Here is an 18,989-nt window from a genome sequence, read left to right on the forward strand (position 1 = left end):
TGTTCTGCCACGTCTATGGCCGGGCGAAGACGGCGTCGCAGTTCATCCCGGGCTGGCCCTACTCCTTAGACCGTCAAACGCCCCGAAAGCCTCAAGGCCATCGGCAAGCCCGGAAGATCTTGGTAGATAAAGAACAAGCTGAGTCCATGTACGGAAGCGGGTGATCAGAGGCTGCACTCCGATCACCCGCGTGTTCTCGAAGCGCTCTGGCCTTCAGGGGTGTCGTGGACGGGGGTTCACCGCGCCTCCGCCAGCGCGTCCGACCACCCCGCCGCGTAGGCGCGTGACTCCCGGGCGAGCAGTTCCTCGTACACCCGGTCGAGCAGGGTTTCGCTGTCGGGGGCCGGGGTGCGCAGGAGATGGGCGAGACGGGCGTAGGTGTCGATCGACTGCTTGGGGGAGTTGCTCGTGCCAGTCGCCATGTCGGCCTGCTTTCCGGTCTGTCCGCTGGGCTGTGGTGCTGCTGACGCTCCTGAGACGTTCGAGGCGCCTGTTCGAACTAGTGTACGAGTAATCTCTCGGTGTCGTTCTGTGTTTGTCGAGAACGCTGCGTGGTTTCGCTGGCCGGACCTGCGGTGATGTGGGCTGCGCCGCAGAGCTTCGACAGGTTGGTGGAGTAAGATCCGGCCGTTCTCCCGTCGGGTAAGGGAACACATGAACCACCGCATCCGTTAACGGTCGTGAGGGCTCGTCAGACGACGGTGAGCGGCGACGGGTGGCCGTACACGCGCTGGGGACGCGGAGAGACATGGGGCGAGGGCAAGGCCAACGGGGTGGACGGCGTCGCGAGCAACGCGCGGAATGATCAAGCGGTCGACTGGCTGGAACAGTCCCCCGATCTTCCCCATCTCATCGCCCGCGTCTCCGAACTCGTCCTCCGCCTCGGCCACGACCCCGAGGAACTGGTGACGCTGCCGCGCGCCGAACTCGACCGCCGTGAGACCTCCGCCTACAGCGCCGGCTGGGCCGACGTCGTGGCCGAGCAGCTCCCGGCGATCCGCCGGGCCTACGAGGAACGGATCACCGCCGCCTACCTCCGGGGTCAGGAGGACGCCCGCGCCGGCCGCCGGCCCCGCCGCGCCCGATGGGCGGAGGGCGAGCCCGGCGGAGAGGTCATCCAGCTTCCGTACGTTCCTCTGCTGCACGCTCCGGCCGAGATGACGCGCGTGGAGGAGCGGGGGGAGCGGGAGCGATCGGTCGCGGACGGGACGGCGGGGACCGGAGGTGGGAATGGGGCCGGGAACGGGGCCGGGTCTCGGAACGGTGATTTTCAGCCGATGGCGGACCGGCCCGGCAGCGATGGTGAATGCGACGGCGACGGGCGTGGCCGGCACGATCACGGCGCCCGGGAGGAACACGACGGACGTGACCGGTACAGGCGTCCGTCCGGCGAGCCCCCGGGTGGCTTCCTTCTCTCCGCCCGCGAGGTGCGGGAGAGACGTCCGGCGGCCCCGGAGCAGCGGCCGGTGATCCGCCGCAACGGCCGCCCCAGCGTGCCCCCGCTGGAGCGGCCCGGCGACACGGGAGCCGTCGGGCGGGACAGAGGACGCCGTACGGAGACCGCGGAACGCGGAGTGCCGGGACCGTCGGCCGACATGTCCGGGGCCGGGGACGACGCGGCCCACCGGTTGTCGGACCGCGCGCGGGCCCTCGCCGAGGAGTTCGAGGGACGGGCGACGAGCGGCCGGCGCCATGAGGGACAGCCGGAGGCGCCGGACCCCCGATGAGGGCGAGCGGCCGGCGCTCCGGCTGCGGCTGCGGATCAGGCGAAGAAGCGGGCCAGTTGGACCGGAGACGGCGCCTGGGCCTCTGTCCGCGCTTCGGCCTCGACTTCGGCTTGGGCGTCGGCTTCACCCGGGTCCGGGTTCGGGTCCGTGTCCTGCGACCCGTCCCCCGGACGCGGCACCGGGACCGGGGGTTCCGGCTGGTCGCCCTCCTCCGAGTTGACCGACGCGAACATCCAGTTGGCTGCCGCGAGATGGTCCACCACGGCCGCCAGCAGATGGTCCGTCACCGACCAGTCGGCGGCCTCACCGTGCAGGTCGCGGTTGAGGGCGCTGTCCCGCGGCAGGTGCTTGATGAGCACCGCGAGCCGCCGCGCGGAGAGGCGCTCGCGGTGCCAGTCGAGCAGATCGGTGCCGTAATAGCGGAGCAGGTCCGCTTCGAGGGCCTCGGCGTGTTCGTCGACGAACCCGACGAGGCTCAGCCTTCCCCCAGGCCGAGCCCGGTCTCCTTGCCGTACGCCTCCAGGATGGCGGCGATGTCCTGCATGGTGACCTCGTACTGCTCGAAGCGGACGAACTGCTGCTCGCCCATGAGCAGGCGGAGCAGCCCGTCCACGTCGTTGTCGTCGAGCTTGCGCAGCGCCTTCGCGGTCGCGCGGGACAGTTCCGTGGGCAGGGTGAAACTCTCGCCGTCGAGCTCGAACGACCAGGTACGGCCGAGGGCTTCGAGGCGCTGGGCACGGGCGGCGTTGACGTCGAAACGGGACACAGAGGCTCCTTTGCTTATGGGTGAGGTGCTTATGGGGGAGGAGAGGGAAGGACGGGCGGGCGGGGCGGGGTCGGCCGTCCCGCCCGCCGGTGGATCAGACGGTGGCGTACGCGCTGTCCTTCATCACGAAGCTGGCCAGGGGCGAGCCGTCCGGCGCGGCCATGGCGGTGAACGTGATGCCGAGCTGCGCCGGCGCCTTGCGGGCCAGCTTGATGTCGTCGGCCGCGGTGACCTGGCCGCGCGGGATACCGAACCGGTACGTCACCGTGGTGCTGCCCGACCGGTCGGTGAACTCCAGGCCCAGCGCGTGGGGGTCGGCGTACGGACGGTCCGCGATGTCGTACTTGTAGACGCCGGTGGAGTTGGTGCCGCTCGCGTCGGCGACGGTGCCGCCGCCCATGAAGAACGGCAGCGTCTCGTCGTTGAACTGGAGCAGCGAGAACTTCAGCGTCAGGTCCCGGTCGGAGTAGACGAAGTGCACCGGGCTGACGACCTGCCAGACGTCGACCGGCTCCAGCTTGTCCTTCTTGCTGAAGGTGACGCCGTCGCCGGAGGTGTAGCCGAGGTCCTTCCAGGCGGTGCCCCAGTCGCCGTCGGCGTCGGTGTCGGTGAACGTCTCCGGAATGGCCGTCCCGGCGGCGGCGATGTAGAGGCGTCCGGCGCCGGCGATACGGATTTCGGAAGTGTTGGTGCCTGCCATGCTCGGTTCTCCTTGTCGAGAAATTCTCAGATGGGGGGAATGAGTGGTGCGGGGGTGTGTCCGGAAGCCGCCGTGCGACGGCGTCCGGACACGACGAAGGCCCCGCCAGGTGACGGGGCCTTCGGGCTAGTGGGGCGCCCCTTTTGGATCGGGGCGCGGGGAGTGGTGCGGGAGGGGTCGGCGGGGGCGGTCAGTAGACGTCGACCGCGACCTTGAGCACGCACACGTAGCGGTTGGCCGCCGCATACAGGTAGTCGGGCATCCAGCGCGGGCCGTCCTGTTCGACGACGTCGGTGATGACGTTCGTGCCGAAGGCGCGGCCGGCCGCGGCGAGCAGCGCGCGTCGGCCCGCGTTGGCCAGGGTGTGCGCGGTGGCCTTGTCCGGGCCGTACACCTCCAGCTCGATCAGCGGCTCGTCGACGTGGAGTTCGCCGACCCAGGCGCCGCCGCGCCGGTTGACCAGTACGGCGGCGGCCGTGCCGTCGAAGTCGGCGGGCGGTTCGACCGCGACGAGCGCGGTGGCCAGGCCCGGGTCGTCCTCCAGGATCTCGACGACCAGTCGCTCTACTTCGATGAAGGCGTTCGGGGGCGGGACGGGTGTGGTCATTTCCGGTTCACCTCGGGGCGGCGGGGCGCACGGGGCGCCGGGCGGGATGCGGATGCGCGATGCGGTGTGCGGTACGGGGCCGCGGGGGCGCCGGGCGGGCGCCGCGCGGAGGGGGAGGAGGCGCGGCGCCGCGGCCCGGCGGGAGCGGCGGGATCGCTTGCCGACCCTGCGGACACAGCTCCGCCGCTGCACCAACTGTGACACGTATCGTGCGCGCGCGCAACTAGTGAGGTGCGGGAAGGGGAGTGGGAGGTATCCGCAGGCCGTCAGAAGCACGAAAAGGCGCCCCACGATCCCGTGGACGCCTGTGCGGTGTGTGGTCGTGCGGTCGCGCGGTGGTGCGCCAAGAAGGGGTGAGGGTCGGTCGGGGGAGAAGGGTGTGGTGGGGGAGAGGGATGTTCAGCCGGAGGCGAGGGCCGTCTCGTCGGTCGCCCCATCAGGCGCAGTCGACCCATGGGCCACAACCGTCTCGTCGGCCAATCGGTCGGTCAACCCATCGGTCGGCCCGCTCGCGCCGTACCTCCCCGTCCCCGTCCCCGACCCCGCGCCCGCCCCCGATCGGCGTCGGCGCGGTTCACCGCCGCCGGCTCCGGGCCTCGCCGTCCCGGACCCCGCCCCGGCCGCCGCCCCCGCCGCGCGTCGCCCGGTGTCCGCCCCCCGGCCCCGGCCCCGGTCCCCCTCACCCTCCGCGGGCAGGAACTGTTCCACCACCCGCACGAACATCTCCCGCCGGTCCGCCGGCACCCCCAGCAGGTCGGCGACCTCCTCCAGCGTCGGCCGGGGCGCGGCGTCCGAGGTGGCGGGGCCGGAGGCCAGGTGGGTGCGCGGATCGGCCAGTTCCTCCGCCGTCAGCCGGCCGGAGCGGATCAGCATGTCCCGGACCGGCACGCCCAGGACCCGCGCCAGCCGCCGGGTCGTCTCCAGGTCCGGCATGCTCTGCCGCTGGAGCAGCCGGGTGACGGCGGCCCGGTGCACCCCGGCCTCGTCGGCGACGCGGGACTTGCCGCCGCCGCGCGGGCTGTCGATGTCGTAGCCGCGGTCGCGCATCAGGTCCTCGACCCACGCGGCGAAGGCGTCCAGTTCGGGGGTGTTCATCTCGGTCTCGCTCTCGATCGGGGGTGGCCGAAGTTTAGCGTGCTTGCGCACGCGGAATTACGTGCTTTCGGGCAAGCAATGAGGAGATTCCGTGTCTCTCGTGCCCGTCGGGGACTGAACTATTCGTTGCGGGCGCGCACGCAATCTGTCAGGGTGTGGAGCCGGTCGCCGGTGAAGCCGGTGCGCGAGCGGTCCGCCGCCACGCACCCACCCCCGGCGCCGCCGCCGTCGTACCTCGCAGTACGAGGTGCGTCGCAGTACCTCGCAGTACCTCGCAGTACGAGGTGCGTCGCAGTACCTCGCAGTACCTCGTCCTACCTACTGACACGGAGGTTCCGTTGCCTGAACGGCCGACCGAGCAAGCGGCGTTGTGGATCGGGACGCTGGTACAGCAGTTCCCGGAACTGGCGGAGGAACTGGTCCCCGGCCGCGGTGCCGCACCGGACCGCCGTCCGGACCGGCAGCCGCCGCCCGGCCTCGATGCCCGCCGGCGCGAGGAGCGTGAGGAGGCGCTGCTCCTGGAGCAGCGCCACGGGCTCAGCGTTCCCGGACACGGCGCCGCCCCGCTGCGCCTGCACGTCTCCGACGCGATACGCGACATCACCGACGGGGTGGTCGAACTGGAGGAGGCCGTCCGGGACCGCCTCGGTCTGCCCCGGGCGCGGCGCGTCTCCGTGCCCGAACGGCTCCGGCGGGTCGCGGCGCTCCTGGACGACATCGCCGCCGACGCCGTACTCGCCGCGCACGTACGCGACGAGACCCGCCGCATGGCACGCCGGTGCGCCCGTGCGCTCGGCGACAGTGAGAGCGTCGTCCGAGTCTCCGGCCGCTGTCCGTGGTGCGACTCGGTGTCGCTGCGGGCCTTCCCCGACCGGCGGGCCGTGCTGTGCGTCAACCCGGCCTGCCGGTGCACGGACCCCGACTGCGGGTGCCGGGACGACCCGGCGTACCGCCACACCTGGGACGAAGGGGAGTGGGAGCGGACGGGGACGGGCAGTTGAGCGCGCGTCCCGGGCCGGTGTCGGCCGGCCCGACCCTCATCCCCGGACCCCTCGCCGCCCGGGAGGTCGGCGTCGCCCCCGCCACCATCCGCAAATGGGTCCAGCTCGGCCACCTCACGGCGGCGGGCCGGGCGGGCCGCGCCCAGCTCTTCCGGCTGGAGGACGTCTTCGCGGCGGAGCGGGCGGTGCGGGGGCGGGACCGGGACCGGGCGCGGGACCGGTAGCGGTAAGGGAGTGAGAAAGCGGGGTCGCGCGGCGGGTGAGGGTGCCTGTCGCCCCGCGTCCTCCTGGCGCCGCGCCGGACCGGGCGGTGGCCGAAACCCGCACGGGTCGCCATGGCCGCCATGGCCGTCACGGGACTGATCATTCCGAACAGCGGCCCCGGCGGTTTCCGTTAAGGTGCACCGCATGTCCACAAGATTCGAACAAGGTGAGGATTCCGAGAGATCCGGACAACTCACCTCTCGGCGTGGGGTGTTACGGGCGCTGGCCGCCGTCCCCGCCGTCGTCGCGATGGCCGGATGCGCCACGGGTACGGACCCCGCGCCGGGCGGCGCCACCGGTACGGTCGCGGCGCCCTACGAACTGCCCTCGGCGGCCGGCCGGACCGAGGGCAAGCGGACGAAACCACTCGATTTCGGCCTCGCCTACAGTGACACCCTGCCGTGGATGAGCGACGCGGACCTCGCTCGGGCGCTCGACGACGCCGTCGAGCTGGGTACCACCTGGATCCGCGCCGACCTGGCCTGGACGAACATCCAGCCCGACAGTCCGACGCAGTACCTGTGGGAGCGGTTCGACCGCGTCGCCGCGGCCGCTCGGGAGCGGGACCTGAGCGTGCTCGCGACCCTCGGCTACACCCCCCAGTGGTCGCGCGACCACGCGTGCATGACCCGGCACTCGACCTGCCCGCCCGCGGACAACGCCCGCTTCGCCCAGTTCGCCACGGAGGCGGTCACCCGGTACGCGGCGATGGGTGTGCACGCCTGGCAGATCTGGAACGAGCCCAACATCAGCGGCTTCTGGCCCGGCGGCCCCGACCCCGAGCGCTACACCGACATGCTCGCGCAAGTCTCGGGGGCCGTCCGGGCAGCCGACTCCGAAGCCTTCGTCCTGCTGGGCGGGCTCGCCAACGCCGACACCGAGGGCGGCGGCAAGCGACAGTCCGCGGCCGACTTCCTCGACCGGTCCCTGAAGCTGGGGGCCGGTGAGCACATCGACGGCATCAGCTTCCACCCGTTCTGGCGCACCCTGCTGCCCAGCACCAAGACCGGGGACAGCCCCTACGAGCGGGTGGACGGGGCGCGCAAGAGCCTGACCGCGGTACTGAAGGCGTACGAGCAGACCGGCCTGGAGATCTGGCTCACCGAGGCCGGCTCGCCCACCCACGGCCGGGGCGTCGCCGCCGACAGCGAGCAGCCCGGCCAGGACCTCACCCATGCCACCGACGACTTCCAGGCACGGATCACCGCCGACGCGGTGCGGGCGGCGGACGCGCTCGGCGCGGTCACCAAAGTGTTCTGGTACAGCCATCGCGACACCAAGCCGCCGGAGGCCAACGCCGCCGGCAGTCACTACTTCGGACTCATCGAGTACACCGGCGAGCACAAGCCGTCGTTCGACGCCTATCGTGACGCCATCGCGGACCACCGCGCCCAGAACTGACGGCCGCTGAGCCGGGCGGGGGGGAAATCCGCCCCGGCCAGTCGCCGATACCGTCATCACCACCTGGGGGGAAAGTGAACCACGCACTTCGGCGTGGACGGGGCAGCCGTGCCGATACCTAGACGCCACGGCAAGGCACACTCCGTCTACCGCAACTCGTTCTTCGTACTGGTCACCACGGCCACCACCGCCGCGCTCGGCTTCCTGTTCTGGGTGGTCGTCGCGCGCTTCTACACCCCGGTCCAGGTCGGCATCGCCACCTCGCTCATCTCCGCGATGAGCCTGATCTCGTACCTGAGCCAGTTCGGCCTCAACAGCACCCTCGTCCGCTTCCCCGCCGCCACGCCCGCCCGCAACGCCCAGCTCACCCTGGCGCTGTGCGCGGTCGCCGGGGCCGGCGGACTGCTGGCGCTCGGCTATCTGGCGGGCCTGCCCCTCTACGGCGAGAAACTGCTGTTCGTGCGGGACAACCCGCTCGCGGTCACCGGGTTCGTCCTGCTGTGCGCCTGCGCCGCACTCAACCAACTGGCCAAGTCGGTCTTCACCGGGGCGCGCGCTCCCGAGCTGAACGTCCTGTCGGACGGACTGGCACAAGGCGTGGTCAAGCTCGCCCTGCCGGCCTTCCTCACCGGCCTCGGCATGTACGGGATCGTCGGGTCCACCGGTGCCGGCTTCGCCGCCGCCGTGGTGTGCGCGATGTTCCTCATGCGGCGCCGCCTCGGCTTCCGCTTCGCACCCCGGGTGGGCGGCACCCGGCTGCGCGAGCAGTTCGGCTACTCCCTGGCCAGCTACGCCTCCGGGCTGCTGAACCTGGTACCGCAGCTCGTCCTGCCGCTGATCGTGCTGCACCACCTCGGCGCGGCGGCGACCGGCTACTTCTACGTGGCCTTCCAGATCGCCGCCCTGCTCAACGCGATCGCCTTCTCCGTCGGCGAGGCGCTGTTCGCCGAGGGCTCCCACGACCCCGGCCAACTGCCCGTACTGCTGCGCCGCACCGCTGTGATCATCGCCGCCGCCCAGACCCCGGCCGCCGCCGCGATCGCCGCGGGCAGCGGGCTCGTCCTGTGGGTGTTCGGACCGGGATACGCCGACGCCGCCGGGCCCCTGCTGGTCGCCTTCGCCCTCGGCTCGCTCGCGGTCGCGCTCTCCTCCTGGGCGAACTTCGCCCTGAAGGTCACCCGGCAACTGCGCCAGCTCATCGTCAACAACGCCGTGTTCGCCCTGGTGACGCTCACCCTGGCACTGCTGTGGGCGGACCGCGGACTGGTCTGGATCGGCTGGGCCTGGGGCCTGGGCAACCTCGCCTCCGGCCTGGTCGCCGTGACCGCACTGCTGCGCGGGCGCCGCGGCCGGCCGTCGCCACCCGGCGAGGCCGCCCCGGCCGGCACCTCCGTGCCCGACGGGCCGAGAGCGCCCGTCGCGACGGTCCCCACCCCCGTCGAACGGCCCCACCACCCCGACCCCCGGACGCGCTCGTGAAACTCCTGCACGTCATCAACATCGGTCACGAGGCGGGCGGCGCCGAGCGCAGCGTGCGTCTCATCCAGCAGGGCATGACCGCCCGCGGCCACCAGGTGCGTACCGTCGCCACCACCCTCGACTCCGAGGGCCGTGAACTCTTCGCCGACGACCTCGTCCCCGCGATCACGGGCGGCGCGGCCCAGCGGCTGCTCGGATACTTCTGGCACCGGGACGCCCACCGCGGACTGGCCCGGATCATGGACGAGTTCCGGCCCGACCTCGTCCACCTGCACACCATCGGCGAGTTCAGCCCGGCCGCCCTGGCCGCCACGGACCGCGCGCCACAGATCCTCACCCTGCACGGGCCCGAGGACTGGACGCTGGAGCTGCTGCGCTGGAACCTGCGCTCCGCCACCGGCGGCGCGCGTCTCTCCCTGCCGGACCAGGCCCGCTACCTCTACCTGCGTTTCCTCCAGCGACCCGCCTACCTGCCCCGGCTGCGCAAGCTCGACCGGGTCCTCGCCCCCAGCGCCTACTTCGCCGAACTGGTCCGGCGGGACGTCGGCCGGGTCCCCGTGCACGTCCTGCCCAACGGAGTGCCCCGCACGGTCGCGCCGCTGCCGGTGCGGGAGCCCGGCCGGCTGCTGTACGTGGGGCGGCTGGAACGGGTCAAGGGAGTGCACGTCCTGCTGGACGCCTTCCGCGCCCTGGGTCCGGACCATCCCGGCGTCACGCTCGACATCGTCGGTGACGGCGCCGACCGCAGCGCGCTGGAGGCCGCCGCCGTCGATCTCACCGGCACCGGACGGGTGCGTTTTCGGGGCTGGCTCTCCCCGGACGCCGTCGGCGAGGCGCTCGCCGGCTCGTCGGTCGTGGTCATACCGTCCGTCTGGCCCGAGAACTTCCCCACCGTGGCGCTGGAGGCACTCCAGATCGGCCGCCCGCTGGTGGCTTCCCGAGTGGGCGGACTGCCCGAACTCGTCGGCGAGGACAACGGCGTGCTCGTCCGGGCCGGTGACGCCACCGCGCTGGCCGACGCCCTGCGCCCCCTCGTCGGTGACCTGGAGCGACTGCGCCGACTCGGCGCGGGTTCGGCCGCCCGCGCCGACCGTTACGACGTCGAGCGGTTCCTCGGCGCGCTGGAGAACCACTACCGAGAGGCCGCCCGCCGGTGAACGTCGTCATCGTCAACGCCTTCGAACGCGGCAACCGCGGCGACGCGGCACTGCTCAGCGTCGCCATCGACCAGGTACGGGCCGCCTATCCGGGCGCCCGGGTGCGGATCGCCGGATTCGAGCGGCCCGAGGAGTACCCGGAGTTCGACGGCGCCGAGAACCTCGGCTCCGTCCGCCGCCACATCGGCCGGGAGGACACCGCCCGCATCGCCCGTGTCACCGGCAAACTGCTCGCCGTCCTGCTCGCGCTGGTCGCCGCGCTGCCCGGCGGCGGCCCGCTCGTCACAGTGCTCGCCCGGGTGCTGCCCGCGGAGATCCGCCGGGAGGTGCACGCCCTCGCCACGGCCGACCTGGTGCTGTCGCTGGGCGGCGGCTATCTGCGCGGCACCAAGGACTTCCCCTCCGACCTGAGCGTGGCGTTCCTGCTGCTCCCGCTGTGGCTGGCGGCCCGGTTCGGCACCCCGGTCGTGCTGGGCCCCCAGTCCTACGGCCCCTTCCCCACCCGGGTGCAGCGGACGCTGATGCGCCGGGTGCTGCGGCACGCGCGGCTGGTCTCGGTCCGGGAGGACATCAGCGTGCGGCGGCTGGAGGAGATCGGGGTGCGCGGCCGGCACCTGGAGCGCGGTATCGACAGCGCCTTCGCCTTCCGCGGCCGGTCCACCCGCCCCTGGCGCACCGAACTCGGCGTGGCCCCCGAAGCGAGGCTGGTCCTGGTCACCGCGCGGCAGCACCTGCCCGCCGCGCAGCAGTCGGCGTACGAGTCCGCGATGGCCGCCACCCTCGGCCACCTCCTCGCCGGCCCCGACTGTCACGTGGTGCTCGTCCCCCAGGTGACCTGTGCCTTCCAGGCCGACGACGACCGGATCGTCAACCGCCGGATCGCCGCCCAGGTGGACAGCGACCGGCTGCACCTCGTCGACGACGCCTCCCTCGACCATCACGACGTCTTCGCCCTGTACGGCCAGGCCGACCTGATACTCGGCACCCGATTCCACTCGGTGATCTTCGGCCTGCTGTCCGGGGTGCCGTGCGCCGCCATCGAGTACGACCACAAGACCCGCGGCATCATGCAGGACCTGGGCCTCGGCGACTGGGTGCTGAGGATGGACGAGGTGCGTCCCGGCAACCTGATCCCGCTGGTGGACCGGCTCATCGAGGAGTCGGACGGCTACCGCGCCCATCTGCGCGCCGTCCTGCCGGCGTACCGGGCCCGCGCCGAGGAGTTCACCGGACGGCTCCGGTCGGTCGTGCCCCCGCCCCGGACCCGCACGGTGGCGGTGGTCTCCTCGTACTACCCCCCGAAGATCGGCGGCGTGGAGAACTACGCGGCGCGCATCGCCGAGGGCGTCGCCGCCGCGCCCGGTATGCGGGCCGTCGTCCTGACCACCAACCCGGACGGGCGGCGCACCCGGGTCGCCGTGGAGAACGGGGTGAAGGTGGTACGGCTCGGCACCTGGCTGAAGCTGTCCAACAGCCCGCTCAGCCCGCTGTGGCCGCTCCAGGTGCGCCGCTGGCTCCGCCGGGAGGGGGTCGACGTCGTCAACGCGCACGCCCCGGTTCCCGGCCTCGCGGACCTCGCGGTGTTCGCCGCGAAGCGCCGGCCCACCGTGCTGACGTACCACGCCGGCACCATGCACAAGCAGGACGCCGGGAACGGCCTGGCCAACCGGATCATCACCGTCTACGAGCGGTCCGTGCTGCCCCGGCTGATGAGGCGCACCACCGTGCCCGTCGCCGTCGCGCCCGGCTCGATGGCGTACGGCCGGCCGCGGGCCCAGGAGATCCCGCCCGGCGTCGACATCCACCGCTGGACGCCGGGGCCGCGTCCGTCCGAGCGGCCCGCCACCGTGGTCTACGTCGGCCGGATGGACTCCACCTCCCGCTGGAAGGGCGTCGACCAGCTCGTTCGCGCCTTCGCGCTGCTGACCGACCTGCCCGGGGCCCGGCTGAAGCTGATCGGTGGCGGTGACGACGTCGAGAACATGCTCAAGCTCGCCGCCGAACTGGGCATCGCCGACCGGGTGATCGCGGCGGGCGAACTGCGCGGCGACGACCTCGTGGACGCCGTGCGCCAGGCCCGGGCCGGGGTGCTCTCCTCGGTCAGTGACGCCGAGTGCTTCGGCACCGCGCTCGCCGAGGCGCAGGCCTGCGGCACTCCGGCGGTGGGGACGGCCGTCGGGGGGCTGCCCTTCACGGTGGCCGACGGCGAGACCGGTCTGATCGTGCCTCCGCGCGACCCCGAGGCGCTCGCGGCGGCCCTGCGCACCCTGCTCACCGACGACGAGCTGGCCGACCGCATGGGGCGGGCGGCCCGCGCCCGCGTGGTCGAGAAGTACGACTGGCAGCGGTTGACCGAGCGGTACCTGGAGCTGTTCCGCTCGCTGTGACGGCGGCGCGGGGCGGGGGACCTCTCCGGCCGGGAGGTCCCCCGCCCCGTCAGCCGCGGGCTTCCCCGTACGCCGCGACCAGCGTCCGCGCGTGGGAGTCCCAGGAGAACGCGGTCCGCGCGTACCGCGCCGAGTACGCGGCCATCTCGGTGCGCAGCACGGCGTCCGCCGCCAGCCGCGACAGCTCCCCGGCGATCGACCCGGCATCCCGCTCGGCGAACACGAAGCGGTCCGGGTCCAGCTCGTACGGCGCGTACCCCGGGTCGGGTGTGGTCACCACCGGCAGACCGGACGCCATGGCCTCCTGCACCGACAGGGGGAAGCCCTCCGCGACCGACGGCAGCACGAACATGTCGCAGGCGCGATAGAGACGGGCCAGCCGCTCGGCCGGCAGGGCGCCGACGTAGTGCGTGCCCGGCCGGTCGGTGACCGCCGAGGCGTCACCGCCGCCCGCGAGGACCAGGTCGAAGCCGCTGCCCCGCTCGCACGCGGCGAGGGCGACGTCGTACCCCTTCTTCGGGACCAGCCGCCCGGCGAACAGCGCCAGCGGACGGTGCTCGGGGAGCCCGAACTCGGCCCGGATCTCGCGTCGTTCGACAGCGTCCCGGCACGGCCGGTAGAGCCCGGTGTCCACTCCGTTGGGCAGGTGCCGCAGTCGCCCTGCCACGACGCCGTGGTCGCGGACGAAGCCGGCGACTCGTGCGTTGAGGGTGAGAACGGTGCGCGCGCCCCGCCAGATCCGCCGCCCCGCCAGCCGGTAGACGGCCCGCTGCACCGTCGTGACCAGTGCCGAAGGGTGATGGACCAGCTCCACGTGCTGGGTGACCAGCCAGGGCCGGCCGGCCCGCCGAGCGGCGCGGGCCGCGGCCCAGGAGGTCAGATAGAAGGTGTCGTGGACGTGGACGACGTCCGCCCATGCCGCCCAGTGCCGCATCCGCCGCGGCAGCTCCGGCCCGAACAGCGGGAACGGCACCCCGAACCGGGCCTCCAGACCGTTCCAGGCCCGTACCCGCACGATCCGCACGCCGTCGTCCTCGACGGTCTGGGACGTCCGCTCGCCCGAGGTCACCACGGTGACCTCCAGGCCGAGCCGGACCAGCCGGCGCGCCTCGGTCTGCACGACGCGCTCGATGCCGCCCAGGTGCGGCGGATAGAAGTGGCTGACGAGGAGCACCCGCCGTACCGCAGGGGTCATCTGAGCACCACCGAACCGCCGTTGTTGTACACCAGGTCCTTCTTCCGTTCCACCAGCTCGCGCGGGAACTCGTAGGTGATCCGGTCGCCGCGGTAGAAGATCGACACCCGTCCGGTCCCGGTGGGCGTCGAGCCGAGCAGCAGGTACGCGTCCTCGTCCAGCCACACCGGGGTCCCCACGCCACTGGCGTCGGACGCCATGTAGGGCTTCAGCCGGGTGTACGAGAAACTGTCCATCTGGACCGGCGCCCGGTCCTTCCGCGCCCGCTTCCAGGCGTCCAGCCACAGCGCGGCCCGCACCTCTCCCGCCCGCGTGTAGTAGATGTCGTAGTAGTCACCGCCGTTGGACAACTGGATCTGCGCCGGGTAGCCGCCCAGCAGCTTCGGCATGACGCCCACCAGGTTCAGCAGCAGGCAGAACGTCAGCACCGCGCCGATCACCTCCTTGCGGCGGCCCGCCCAGCGCAGCACCCACAGGGTCCCGGCGGCCAGGAACGGGGCGAAGAAGAACAGCCCCTGCTGGAAGGCGCGCAGCACGCCGTAGTCCACCGACAGTTGCGGTACGACGGTGAACAGCGCGACCGCGCTGAGCGCGGCCCAGGCCAGCGTCGTCTGGTCCCGTACGGCACGGAACGCCGAGCGGCGGGCCCGGAGCACCACCCAGATGCCGAGCACGGTCATCAACTGGAAGAAGTAGGCCGCCGCACCGCGCACGGCTGCGTTCAGCGCCGGGACGGGAACGCCGGCCAGGTCCAGGACGCGGCCCAGCGGGGTGAGCGGCATGTTCGCGCTGGACACGGCCTGCCAGTCGATGCCGTCGAGTTCCGCCGGGGTCAGCAGCAGGTCGGCGCGGTCCGGCCCGGACTCGGTCGTCGCCTGCCGGACGTACTCCTCCAGGCGCTGCTGCGGCGACAACTGCTCGCCGCCGAACAGGCTGTAGCCGGTGTCGGAGGAACCGGCCTGGTCCTCGGGGGACACCAGGTCGGAGACGGTCTGGGCCACCGTGGTGTGCAACTGGCCACCGGTGTGGGTGACCGGACCCGCCCAGACCAGCGCCGCGACGGCCGGGATCAGCACCATCCACCACTGCGTGAACGACAGCATCGCGTTCTCACGCCGCTGGCGCCGGGACCGCTCCCGGCCCCGGCGGGACAGCAGCCGCCACGTCTTGTCGTAGACGAGCGCGAGCGCGAGCGTCCCGATCACCACGTAACCGGTGGAGTAGTGCGCGAGGACCACCCCGACCAGCAGCACCACGAACAGCATCCGCCGGGCCGCGCGCGGCCCCCGGCTGTCGGTGAGCACCACCATCGCGCTGCCCAGCAGCAGGAAGGCGATCGCCTGCCGGCCCAGGAAGACCATGTCGGTCAGGAAGGTCGGGAAGGCGACGAAGAAGACGGCGGCCAGCAGCGCCACCGAGCGGGGGGCCGCGTTGCGCACCGAGCGGAACAGCATGACCGGGGTGAGGGCGAACAGCGCCGGGATGATCGCCTTGAAGATGTAGATGTCGTAGACGCCGGTGAGCTGCCGGATGCTCACCGGCAGCAGGGTGATGCTCAGACAGGCGTTGTAGGCGTGACGGTAGGTGGAGACGTCCCAGTACTCGCCGCCCAGCGCCATCCGGTAGAAGAGGTACTCGGTCTGGACGTCGTGCCCGGTGATGAACCAGCCACGCAGCGACGCGAGGAACAGCAGGGCCAGCGCCGCCAGGTACAGCCCCGTCTCCAGCGCGCTCACGTGGTACCGGCGTCGTCTGACGGCCAGCAGCAACAGCAGCAGACCGCCGAGCACGCTCGCGACGACACTCACCGTGCCGCCGTAGCCGTTGTTCAGCCGGACCGCGCCGGCGATCCCGCACAGTACCGTCCCGAGCCCCGCGCCCGTCACCACGCCGAGCCCCGGGGTGGCGCGGGCCAGGTGCCACAGGCGGATCGGCCCGGTGCGGGCGGCGCCGCCGCCGGGAGCTGCGTGACGGCGGCAGAACCACCACAGGACGCCGATGCCCAGGACCGTCACCGCGGTCAGGTTCGCCGTGGTCAGCGGCCGGTCGACACCGGCCAGGGGCAGCACCGTGTTCACCAGGAGCGCCAGCAGCATGTCGCCGAGCACGACCAGGCCGGCCGAGACCAGGGTGGGGCCGCTGCCGGTCGGTACGATCCGCGCGGCGAGCGGACGCCAGAGCTGGAGCGGGGCGCCGAAGAGCAGGTACAGCCCGGCCACGAGCCGCGGCAGCGCCGGCGCGCCGGGCAGCAGCACCGTCACGGCGCACACCGCCGAGGCGATCAGCACCGCGCCGCCCCGCACCCCGACCCGTCGGCGGCCGCGGCGGCGGGAACCGCGCGGGCCGGTGTCCGGGCCGGTCTCCGCGCCGCGCCGGTGGCGCTTGGCGACGGTGGTCAGCGCGAGCGTGTCCTCGATCTCGACCGTCACGACAGCACTTCGGCGTAGACGTGTTCGACGCGCTCGGCGACCTGGCCCCACGACACTCCCTCGGCCTTGCGGGCGCTGCGCGCGGACAGGTCCCGCCACAGCTCCGCGTCGGCGGCCAGCCGGTCGATCCGCTCGGCCAGCGCGGCCGGCTCGGGAGCCGCCAGCAGTCCGGTACCGCCCACCAGTTCCCGGCTGCCGGGCACGTCGGTGGCGATCACGGGCAGGCGCGCGGCCATGGCCTCCAGCACCACCAGCGGCATGCCCTCCTTGTCGGAGGGCAGCACGAAGGCATCGCTGTCCGCGTACGCCTTCACCAGGTCGTCCCCGTGCAACGCGCCGGCGAACTCGACGTTGCCGAGTCCCAGCCGGGCCGCCCGCTCGGCCAGCGGTCCGCGCAGTTCGCCGTCGCCGACGACGCGCAGCCGCACGTCCTGCCGGACCAGCGTCATCGCGTCCAGCAGCCGGGCCACGTTCTTCTGGATCTGCAACCGCCCCACGAACAGCAGCCGCAGCGGCCCGGCGGCCGGAGCGGCCCGAGCGGTGTGGAAGTACGCGTCCGCCACCCCGTTCGGCACGATGTGCAGCCGTCGCCGCGGCACGCCGTACCGGCCGGCCAGGAAGTCGGCCATCTCCTCGGTGAGCGCGACCACCGCCGCGGCCCGGCGGAGCACCCGGCCCAGCAGGTGCTTCTTGTAGTGGGGGAGCAGCCGCCCCAGCGGACCGCTGGCGTCCACGTCCAGATGGAAGTGGGCGACGTACGGCACCCCGCGCAGCGCGGCGACCGCGGCGACCAGTTCGGGCACCAGGGCGTGGGCGATGTGCAGGTGCACGACGTCACCGGGCCGGGCCTTGGCCAGATGCAGGGGCAGCAGCGCGGAGACGGCGGTGTTGGCGACTTCGACGGCGGGCAGCCGGTGCACGTGCACGCCGTCCTCGACCGTGTGCCGGGGCAGGCCCGAGGTCCGCAGACCGGTGGTCACGACGTGCACCTCGTGCCGGTGCGCCAGCTCCCGGGACAGGTGGGACACCACCCGCTCCAGCCCGCCGAGAGCGGGCGGGTAGTACGGAGTGACCTGGATGACTCTGCGGCCCATCGGAGCCGTCCCCTCTCCCGGGCGTCCCGCGTCTTCCGCGTTCACTCGGCGTTCTCCAGATGCCCGACGACGTACTCGGACCTGCCCGCCACGGAGACGCGCAGCGCGTCGGCGTCCTCCACGCCGGGTACGGAGATGTCGACGACCTTCGCCTGTCCGTCGGCGTTGCGTACGGTGGCCCACCCGGTGGCCAGCGGCTCACCGTTCCGGTCGGCCTCGGCCTTGAGGACGAAGGTGCCGGACGTCTGCCGGGGCGCTCCCGCGGCCCGCTCCTCGGCGGACGGCCCGGCGGAGGCCGGCCTGCCGTGCGGGGTGAGAGCGACCCGGGCCTGGAGTTTCGATCCGGCGGGGAACGGCAGCTCGATGAAGTACAGCTCCACGTAGGGCCGGTCCTGGCGGGTGAACGACCGGGCCAGTTCCTCGCGGACCACCGGGGTCGAGCACGCGGCGACCACCGCGGCGGCCAGCCCGGCGGCCACCAGGGCACGCCGTACCGGCGAGCCGCGCCCGGCCGCCGCTCTCCCGGCCCCGCGGCGCCGCGCGCCCCGCGCTGTGTCAGTCCCCATCGTGCCCTTTCAGAGCCTGTGCTCGATCATGCGAGCTGGTGTCCGGTTCCCGCCAGCCCCTGGCTCGCGCGGTCCGCGGTGGCCGCGGGCTCCTTCGGCAGCGCCCGCAGCAGCGGCTGCGGGGCGGGCCGGGTGGAACGGTCGTACCACTGGGCCCGGGTCGCGGTGCGCAGCGCGTTGTCCCTGAGCCGGTGGCGGAAGAGCTGCGTCACGTTGGCCATGCCGTCGGAGAAGGCGTTGAGCTTCACCTCACCACCGCGGGGCCGGTACTCGATGGGCACCTCGATGCAGCGGAAGCCCTCCCGGACGGCGGCGTTCTTGATCTCCTGGGAGAAGCCCATGCCGTCGGAGGTGACCTTGAGGGTGTCCCATATGTAGCGGCGGAACACCCACATCCCGCTCTGCGAGTCCCGCATCTCGCTCTTGAAAAGCTTGCGGCTGACCAGGCTCAGGGCGTGGTTGGCGAGGGTGTGCGACGGCTTCATCGCGTCCCGGTTCTCGCGGCCGAGCCGGTTGGTGTTGAGGAATTCCACCTGCTGGTCGTCGAGGATGCGCAGCAGCCGGAGCAGGTCGTCGAAGGGGTAGGTGCAGTCCGCGTCGCCGGTGGCGATGACCTCGCCGCGGGCTGCGGCTATTCCCGCCTTGTAGGCGTTGCCGTACCCGCGTAACGGCTGGTGCACCACGCGCGCGCCGAAGGAGGCCGCGATCTCTCCGGTGCCGTCCGTCGAGCCGTTGTCCGCGATGACCACCTCGACGCCCCAGCCCGCCTCGGTGAGCGCGTCGAGCGGAATGGTGGCGAAGACGTGCGGCAGGTTCTCGGCCTCGTTCAAGGCGGGTATGACAATGGACAGAGTTGACACAGTGGGCCCCCCCAACTGGTGATCACACAGTCGCGCGGGGGTCAAGCCTCAGTCACTGTATTTTCACAGTCCCCATGCTTCCCCCCGATAGCAGCCCTCACCCTAGACTCGCCGCATTGACGAACATCCTTTCGCGGCCGAATCGTTACCGGAACTGTCTGGTCTCTACCGGCCGGTACCATTTCCGGTTCCCGCGAAGCGGCGTCTTTCGGACGATGTGGCCCGTACCCGCCCTGGAAAACCTCGTCCCGTACCGCATCA

17 protein-coding genes and 1 pseudogene are annotated in these 18,989 nt (G+C 72.4%); 7 read left to right on the top strand and 11 right to left on the bottom strand.

Annotation, left to right across the window (positions count from 1 at the left end; genetic code table 11):
• Window positions 1-236: 236 nt before the first annotated feature.
• Window positions 237-422: a hypothetical protein gene (locus tag ABEB00_RS30060; protein WP_345623718.1), complete on the bottom strand. Its 186-nt coding sequence runs from the start codon at window positions 420-422 to the stop codon at window positions 237-239.
• Window positions 423-680: 258 nt separating this feature from the next.
• On the opposite strand from ABEB00_RS30060, the gene ABEB00_RS30065 reads away from it, so the two are divergent.
• Window positions 681-1,727 carry a hypothetical protein gene (locus tag ABEB00_RS30065; protein WP_345623720.1) on the top strand — a complete coding sequence of 349 codons (1,047 nt, stop codon included), beginning with the start codon at window positions 681-683 and terminating at the stop codon, window positions 1,725-1,727.
• A gap of 35 nt (window positions 1,728-1,762) precedes the next feature.
• Here ABEB00_RS30065 and ABEB00_RS30070 read toward each other — a convergent pair whose 3' ends face one another.
• The 5 genes and pseudogenes from ABEB00_RS30070 to ABEB00_RS30090 form a co-directional block, all read right to left on the bottom strand.
• Window positions 1,763-2,086: a hypothetical protein gene (locus ABEB00_RS30070; RefSeq protein ID WP_425586593.1), complete on the bottom strand. Its 324-nt coding sequence runs from the start codon at window positions 2,084-2,086 to the stop codon at window positions 1,763-1,765.
• Between the two features lie 116 nt (window positions 2,087-2,202).
• The gene (locus tag ABEB00_RS30075; protein ID WP_345623722.1) at window positions 2,203-2,493 is read right to left on the bottom strand and encodes a hypothetical protein; all 291 of its coding nucleotides are present in this window, start codon (window positions 2,491-2,493) and stop codon (window positions 2,203-2,205) included.
• 94 nt (window positions 2,494-2,587) lie between these two features.
• A complete protein-coding gene (locus ABEB00_RS30080) occupies window positions 2,588-3,193 on the bottom strand; it encodes a phage tail tube protein (protein WP_345623723.1) in 606 nt (201 codons plus the stop codon).
• Window positions 3,194-3,383: 190 nt separating this feature from the next.
• A complete protein-coding gene (locus ABEB00_RS30085; RefSeq protein ID WP_345623724.1) occupies window positions 3,384-3,800 on the bottom strand; it encodes a hypothetical protein in 417 nt (138 codons plus the stop codon).
• 687 nt (window positions 3,801-4,487) lie between these two features.
• Window positions 4,488-4,895, bottom strand: a pseudogene (locus ABEB00_RS30090) (helix-turn-helix domain-containing protein); the annotation flags it as partial.
• Between the two features lie 338 nt (window positions 4,896-5,233).
• Here ABEB00_RS30090 and ABEB00_RS30095 point away from each other — a divergent pair.
• From ABEB00_RS30095 to ABEB00_RS30120, 6 genes are all read left to right on the top strand, one after another.
• Window positions 5,234-5,896 (top strand): hypothetical protein, encoded by a 663-nt coding sequence (locus tag ABEB00_RS30095; protein ID WP_345623726.1) that lies wholly within the window; start codon window positions 5,234-5,236, stop codon window positions 5,894-5,896.
• Window positions 5,893-6,120 (top strand): MerR family transcriptional regulator, encoded by a 228-nt coding sequence (locus ABEB00_RS30100; RefSeq protein WP_345623727.1) that lies wholly within the window; start codon window positions 5,893-5,895, stop codon window positions 6,118-6,120. Before ABEB00_RS30095 ends, ABEB00_RS30100 begins: the two co-directional genes overlap by 4 nt.
• A 250-nt stretch (window positions 6,121-6,370) precedes the next feature.
• Window positions 6,371-7,561 carry a cellulase family glycosylhydrolase gene (locus tag ABEB00_RS30105; protein WP_345623729.1) on the top strand — a complete coding sequence of 397 codons (1,191 nt, stop codon included), beginning with the start codon at window positions 6,371-6,373 and terminating at the stop codon, window positions 7,559-7,561.
• Between the two features lie 93 nt (window positions 7,562-7,654).
• Window positions 7,655-9,040 carry a lipopolysaccharide biosynthesis protein gene (locus ABEB00_RS30110; protein WP_345623730.1) on the top strand — a complete coding sequence of 462 codons (1,386 nt, stop codon included), beginning with the start codon at window positions 7,655-7,657 and terminating at the stop codon, window positions 9,038-9,040.
• Complete coding sequence (locus tag ABEB00_RS30115; RefSeq protein WP_345623732.1) at window positions 9,037-10,197, top strand: glycosyltransferase family 4 protein; 1,161 nt, start codon at window positions 9,037-9,039, stop codon at window positions 10,195-10,197. The genes ABEB00_RS30110 and ABEB00_RS30115 overlap by 4 nt, the downstream gene beginning before the upstream one ends.
• Entirely contained in the window at window positions 10,194-12,584 is a 2,391-nt protein-coding gene (locus tag ABEB00_RS30120) for a glycosyltransferase (RefSeq protein WP_345623734.1), read from the top strand. Before ABEB00_RS30115 ends, ABEB00_RS30120 begins: the two co-directional genes overlap by 4 nt.
• A 49-nt stretch (window positions 12,585-12,633) precedes the next feature.
• On the opposite strand, the gene ABEB00_RS30125 is transcribed toward ABEB00_RS30120, so the two are convergent.
• Genes ABEB00_RS30125 through ABEB00_RS30145 form a run of 5 tightly spaced genes read right to left on the bottom strand, consistent with a single transcriptional unit; the run spans window position 12,634 to window position 18,728 of the window.
• On the bottom strand, window positions 12,634-13,779 hold the full coding sequence (locus ABEB00_RS30125; RefSeq protein WP_345623736.1) for a glycosyltransferase family 4 protein: 1,146 nt from the start codon (window positions 13,777-13,779) through the stop codon (window positions 12,634-12,636).
• The gene (locus tag ABEB00_RS30130; protein WP_345623737.1) at window positions 13,776-16,208 is read right to left on the bottom strand and encodes a DUF2206 domain-containing protein; all 2,433 of its coding nucleotides are present in this window, start codon (window positions 16,206-16,208) and stop codon (window positions 13,776-13,778) included. Before ABEB00_RS30130 ends, ABEB00_RS30125 begins: the two co-directional genes overlap by 4 nt.
• A complete protein-coding gene (locus tag ABEB00_RS30135; RefSeq protein WP_345623739.1) occupies window positions 16,205-17,302 on the bottom strand; it encodes a glycosyltransferase family 4 protein in 1,098 nt (365 codons plus the stop codon). The genes ABEB00_RS30130 and ABEB00_RS30135 overlap by 4 nt, the downstream gene beginning before the upstream one ends.
• 41 nt (window positions 17,303-17,343) lie before the next feature.
• Window positions 17,344-17,868, bottom strand: coding sequence for a hypothetical protein (locus tag ABEB00_RS30140; protein WP_345623740.1), 525 nt, complete (start codon window positions 17,866-17,868; stop codon window positions 17,344-17,346).
• Window positions 17,869-17,894: 26 nt separating this feature from the next.
• Complete coding sequence (locus ABEB00_RS30145) at window positions 17,895-18,728, bottom strand: glycosyltransferase family 2 protein (RefSeq protein ID WP_345623742.1); 834 nt, start codon at window positions 18,726-18,728, stop codon at window positions 17,895-17,897.
• Window positions 18,729-18,989: the final 261 nt, after the last annotated feature.

Source organism: Streptomyces ziwulingensis (genome assembly GCF_039542605.1).
Classification (GTDB): domain Bacteria; phylum Actinomycetota; class Actinomycetes; order Streptomycetales; family Streptomycetaceae; genus Streptomyces; species Streptomyces ziwulingensis.

Excerpts from the sequence above, each read along its gene's own strand:
- ABEB00_RS30060 (WP_345623718.1), bottom strand. The coding sequence starts at position 422 with ATGGCGACTGGCACGAGCAACTCCCCCAAGCAGTCGATCGACACCTAC.
- ABEB00_RS30080 (WP_345623723.1), bottom strand. The coding sequence starts at position 3,193 with ATGGCAGGCACCAACACTTCCGAAATCCGTATCGCCGGCGCCGGACGC.
- ABEB00_RS30085 (WP_345623724.1), bottom strand. The coding sequence starts at position 3,800 with ATGACCACACCCGTCCCGCCCCCGAACGCCTTCATCGAAGTAGAGCGA.
- ABEB00_RS30125 (WP_345623736.1), bottom strand. The coding sequence starts at position 13,779 with ATGACCCCTGCGGTACGGCGGGTGCTCCTCGTCAGCCACTTCTATCCG.
- ABEB00_RS30135 (WP_345623739.1), bottom strand. The coding sequence starts at position 17,302 with ATGGGCCGCAGAGTCATCCAGGTCACTCCGTACTACCCGCCCGCTCTC.
- ABEB00_RS30140 (WP_345623740.1), bottom strand. The coding sequence starts at position 17,868 with ATGGGGACTGACACAGCGCGGGGCGCGCGGCGCCGCGGGGCCGGGAGA.